The organism is Streptomyces calidiresistens (assembly GCF_014141525.1).
GTDB lineage: Bacteria > Actinomycetota > Actinomycetes > Streptomycetales > Streptomycetaceae > Streptomyces > Streptomyces calidiresistens.
In genome coordinates, this window is record NZ_VKHS01000456.1 from 1 (window position 1) to 4,558 (window position 4,558).

5 protein-coding genes and 1 pseudogene are annotated in these 4,558 nt (G+C 75.2%); 2 read left to right on the forward strand and 4 right to left on the reverse strand.

Annotation, left to right across the window (positions count from 1 at the left end; all coding sequences use genetic code 11):
• Positions 1-454: pseudogene (locus tag FOE67_RS17460) on the reverse strand (hypothetical protein); the annotation flags it as partial.
• 180 nt (positions 455-634) lie between these two features.
• Complete coding sequence (locus FOE67_RS17465) at positions 635-1,057, reverse strand: VOC family protein (RefSeq protein ID WP_182665350.1); 423 nt, start codon at positions 1,055-1,057, stop codon at positions 635-637.
• A 248-nt stretch (positions 1,058-1,305) separates the two neighbouring features.
• Here FOE67_RS17465 and FOE67_RS17470 point away from each other — a divergent pair, with 248 nt between their 5' ends.
• Complete coding sequence (locus FOE67_RS17470; protein WP_182665352.1) at positions 1,306-1,779, forward strand: MSMEG_6728 family protein; 474 nt, start codon at positions 1,306-1,308, stop codon at positions 1,777-1,779.
• On the opposite strand, the gene FOE67_RS17475 is transcribed toward FOE67_RS17470, so the two are convergent.
• Together FOE67_RS17475 and FOE67_RS17480 are read right to left on the reverse strand one after the other, a co-directional pair.
• A complete protein-coding gene (locus tag FOE67_RS17475) occupies positions 1,740-2,297 on the reverse strand; it encodes a GNAT family N-acetyltransferase (protein WP_182665354.1) in 558 nt (185 codons plus the stop codon). The two genes, FOE67_RS17470 and FOE67_RS17475, sit on opposite strands and share 40 nt — an antisense overlap.
• A 10-nt stretch (positions 2,298-2,307) precedes the next feature.
• Positions 2,308-2,928 (reverse strand): TetR/AcrR family transcriptional regulator, encoded by a 621-nt coding sequence (locus tag FOE67_RS17480; protein ID WP_323384995.1) that lies wholly within the window; start codon positions 2,926-2,928, stop codon positions 2,308-2,310.
• A gap of 139 nt (positions 2,929-3,067) precedes the next feature.
• On the opposite strand from FOE67_RS17480, the gene FOE67_RS17485 reads away from it, so the two are divergent.
• A complete protein-coding gene (locus FOE67_RS17485; RefSeq protein WP_182665358.1) occupies positions 3,068-4,489 on the forward strand; it encodes an MFS transporter in 1,422 nt (473 codons plus the stop codon).
• The last annotated feature ends 69 nt before the right edge of the window (positions 4,490-4,558 follow it).

Consider the following 4,558-nt stretch of genomic DNA (forward strand, 5'->3'; position numbering starts at 1 on the left):
GGTCGCAGGCGGGCGGGTAGGGGGAGGTGTCACCGCCGAAGGTCGGCAACTCCAGGGCGTCGGCACGCCGGCCGTCCGTGCGCACCAGGGCGAAACCCCCCTCGACCCGGGGGGCCTCCACGGGACCCTCGGTGGCCGTGACCTCGAAGGTCAGGTAATGGGGGATCATGTCCGCGCGCTGGTCGTCGAGTTCCGCGTCCGCCAGGTCGGCCGGGTCGCCCCGGGTCAGCGCGACGGGAGTGATCTCGACGGGATGGGCCCGCCGGCCGGCATCGGTCCAGGTGGCGGTCTCCGTTCCGCCGGCTGGCGACAGTTCCGTCACCTCGCCGGAGTCCGGGGCCGCGTTCCCGGCGCCGTTCCCCTCCCCGTCCGGCTCGGACGCGTCCCCCGTGCAGGCCGTGAGGAGCAGGGCCGTCACGGTGGCGGTGACGACCGCCCCGACGTATGCCCGCATGCGTACCGCGCCCCCGTTCGTCGCATCCGTCTCCGGGATTCGCCCGGTACCGTCACCCATCGTAGGCGGTGATCGGTTCGCCGCCCGGGGAAGACGACCACCTCCGTGTCCGGCGCCGCGCCGGGCCCTCGCCACCGGCGGTGGACGGGCACGGCAGCCGTCGACGAAGTGGCGGGCACGTCACCGGCGTTCCGCCCCACGGAGCCGCGTCGCGACGATCACGTTCCCGTACGGGTCCGCCAGGTGCAGGGACCCGCCGTCGGCATCCTCCCGTTCGTTCCACACCCGCACCCCGTGTTCGCGCAGGCGCTCGCGGACCGGGTCCAGGTCGGAGGTGTACAGCACGAGCAGGGGTTGGTCGCCGCACTGCCGGCCGACCAATTCGCGTTCCCGGTCGCCGGTGGCCGGCATGAGCCACACCCCGACGCCGTCCTGGCCGGGGATCCCGATGTGCAGGAAGCGATATCCGTCCGCCGTCCGGTCGTACAGGACGCGGAAACCGAGAACGTCGCGGTAGAAGGCCAGGGCCGCGTCGGGGTCGTCGACCAGGACCACCACACGGCCCACTCCGGAGAACAAGCTCTCTTCGACACGAGAAGTCATGATCGGCATTGTGGACCGGACCACCGACAACGAGGGGGCGGCCACGACCGAGGAGGGTCGGGACCCACCGGTGGAAGGGGCCCCGTCGGAGGTGGGCGGCGCCGGGGCGAGCCGGGGGGTGGTTCCGGATCCCCGAGGGGCGGTCCGCATCGGGAGGTGTCCCCGCCTTGCCCCCATGGCGCCGGCCGTCGTCCCGGTGGGGGCCGCCGACGGGCGGGACGGCCGGCGCGCCGGGAGAATCGTGCCCCGTGCAGACCTTCCTCCCCGTCCCGGACTTCGCCGCCTCGGCCGCCCTGCTGGACCAGCGGCGGCTGGGCAAGCAGCGGGTGGAGACGATCCAGGTCCTGCGGGCGTTGACCGTGCCCGGCTACGGGTGGCGCCGGCACCCGGCGGTGCGGATGTGGCGCGGGTACGAGGAGGCGCTGGTCCGGTACGGGCTGGAGATGTGCCGGACCTGGGTGGCCGGCGGCCGGAAGGACACCTGCGCGCTCACCCTCGTCACCGACCTCGGCGCCGCTCGGCCGGTGGCGGAGGTGCGCGACCAGGCGGAGCTGGCCCGGGCGGGGGAGCTGCCGCCGTGGCTGGGGGAGGAGGAGTTCCACCGGGCGCACCGCTCGGCGCTGCTGCGCAAGGACCCGGGGTTCTACGGTCCGCTGTTCCCCGACACCCCCGACGACCTGCCCTATCTCTGGCCCGGTTCGGACCGCGACCCGGAGGCGTGAGCCGGCATCGCCCGGGGGTCGGTCCCGGGGGTGAGCGGGCGGTGGTACCGGGTTCCCGGCCGGCCGTCGAGGTCGATGTCACCGACCGGGACGAAGCCGGTGCGGGCGAGGACGGCGCGGGAGGCCGGGTTGTCGAGGGTGGTGACGGCGGTGAGCGCGGACAGCCCGTACACCTCGGCGGCCCGCCGGCACACCTCGGTGACCGCCGTCGTCGCGACGCCCCGGCCGCCGGCCGCCTCGGCGATCCGGTAGCCGAGTTCGGCGGTACCACCCGCCGGGCCCGCGACGTCCACGAGGTTGACCCGGCCGATCACCCGCCCGTCGTCCTCCACGAGGACGTGCAGATGGTGCAGGCCGGCCTCCTGCTCGGCGAGCAGGGCGCGGTGCCGCTCGTGGAATTCCGCGAACCAGGCGTCACCGCGATCGGGTATCGAGCGGGCGAACCACTCGCGGTTCTCCCACTCGAAGGCGATAACCGCCGCCGCGTGATCGGCGCGCAGCCGCTCGAGTGTCACCATGGCGGCCACCCTACGGCGGGCCCGGCGGCTCCCGGTCGGGGGTGACGCCGGCCGCGATGCCCCCCACCAGCGTGTCGAGCCCGGCCTTCAGTCGCGAGGGGTCGAAGCCCCGTTCGCGGACCCGATGGGCGACGAGACCGGGGGCGAGGGTGGCCAGCAGCGCGTCGGCGAGGTACTCGGCGTCCGCGTCGGGGGCGATCGCGGTGATCAACTCGCGGATCCGGGCGTGTTGCTCCCGGTAGGGGCGGCCGGCGTACCGGGCCTCGGGGGAGGCGCTCTCGGCGACCAGCAGCAGGTCCAGGTGGTCCACCACGAGGTCCACCAACGCGTGCAGGAACTCCCGGAGCCGGGTCCGGGGATCACCGTCGGTCCCCTTTCCGCCGCCCGCCGTCCGCGTCGCGTCGAAGCCGGCGCGGAAACGGGCGTCCCGGTCCTCCAGCAGGGCGAAGACCAGGCCCGCGCGGTCGCCGAACCGGCGGTAGACGGTGCCGACCCCCACGTTCGCCTCGCGGGCGACGGCGTCCGGCGCCAGGCCCGTGGGGCCCCGTTCGGCGAGCAGTCGGGCCGCGGCGTCGAGGATGCGGCGACGGTTGCGCGCGGCGTCGGCGCGTTCGGGGGGTGCGGCGGACACGGGCCGAGCATAGCCCTCCCCGGCCCGGCGGGGAGGGAATCGCCTTGCGAAACGGAGAAGTCTCCGCTTATCGTCGATCCCATCAAACGGAGAACTCTCCGCTTGTCTGTCGGGTACCGATCCACCGCGGAGGACCCCCATGGACAACGCCCCGCACCGCGACCGCTGGGGAACCGTCACCGCCGCCGGTCTGGCCGTGCTCCTCGCGCAGGCGGACGCCTCGGCGGTCGTCGTCGCGCTTCCCGTCATCACCGAGGAACTGTCCACCCGCCCCTCCATCGCCCAGTGGGTGGTGCTCGGCTACCTCGCCCCCCTCGTCGCGCTGAGCCTCGGCGCGGGGCGATGGGTGGACACCGCCCCCGTGCGCCGGGCGCTGGTCGTCTCCGCCGTTTCCTTCGGGGTCCTCGGCGTCGCCTGCGGGCTCTCCCCCCACATCGGCGTGTTGATCGCGCTCCGGGTCCTCCAGGGGTGCGCCGCGGTGGTTCTTCTCGCCCTTGCCCCGCTTCTGGTGACCACCGCCGTCCGGCCGGTGAGCCGGGGGCGGGCCTTCGGCCTCCTCGTGCTCCTCGGCACCCTCGGTGCCGTGCTCGGCCCGGTGGTCGGCGGGTGGTTGACCGGAACCGTCGGATGGCCGTGGATCTTCCATCTCAACGTCCCCGTGGTGGCGGCGATCGTCCTCCTCGGGATCCGCGCCCTGCCCGCCGGGGGGCGTCTTCCCGCTCCCGGCACCGGCCCGCTCGTCGAGGCCGCCGTCCTCGGCACGGGGCTCCTCGCCCTGCTGCTCGGCCCCACCCTGGCCGTCGAAGCCGGCCCGCGGTGGGCGCCGGCGGCGCTTCTCGTGGTGCCCGCCATCGTCCTGTGGGCCCGTCGCCCGGAGTCCGTGCCGGTGCGCGAACTCCTCACCCGCCCGGGGGTCGCCGGCCCGCACCTGGCGTTGCTCCTGGCCTACCCGGCCGTGTTCGCCGTGGTCTTCACGACCCCTTTCCTCCTGCGGGAGGACATGGGGCTCACCCCCGGCCGGGCGGGTGCGGTACTCCTCGCCCCGGCCCTCGCGATGGGCGTGGCCGGCCCGGTCGGCGGATACGCGGCCGATCGGCTCGGGCCCCGTCGGGTCGCACGCACCGGGGCCCTCGTCCTGATCCCCGGCGCCCTCCTGGTGGCCGCGGCGGCCCCGGCCCCGGGCCCCGGCGGCATCGTGGCGGGCCTCGCACTCCTGGGCCTCGGCTTCGGCCTGCTCAACGGCCAGGCCCAGGTGCTCGCGCTGAACGCCGCCCCGCCCCACCGGTACGGGATGACGGCGGGTACCACCAATCTGGCGCGCCAACTCGGGATCGCCCTCGGTACCGCTCTCGGCGCCCTGTGCTGGGCCGGTGCGGGCGACGGCCCGGGGGCGGTGCGCGGCGTCGCGCTCTTCGCCGTGCTCCTCGCCGCGGCCCTCGCCGTCATCCTCTCGCGCACGCGCGTCCCGGGAGGCGGCCCGGACACCGGTGCCCTCCCGAACCCCGGGCCCCGGCCCGCCGAGCATCCCCCGACCGATGAACAGGAGCCCCGCCATGCGTGAGCGTCACCTCGCTCTTCGCCGTGCTCCTCGCCGCGGCCCTCGCCGTCATCCTCTCGCGCACGCGCGTCC

Bases quoted from the DNA above. Each gene is read 5' to 3' on its own strand.
- FOE67_RS17465 (WP_182665350.1), bottom strand. From the start codon at position 1,057: ATGACTTCTCGTGTCGAAGAGAGCTTGTTCTCCGGAGTGGGCCGTGTG.
- FOE67_RS17475 (WP_182665354.1), bottom strand. From the start codon at position 2,297: ATGGTGACACTCGAGCGGCTGCGCGCCGATCACGCGGCGGCGGTTATC.
- FOE67_RS17485 (WP_182665358.1), top strand. From the start codon at position 3,068: ATGGACAACGCCCCGCACCGCGACCGCTGGGGAACCGTCACCGCCGCC.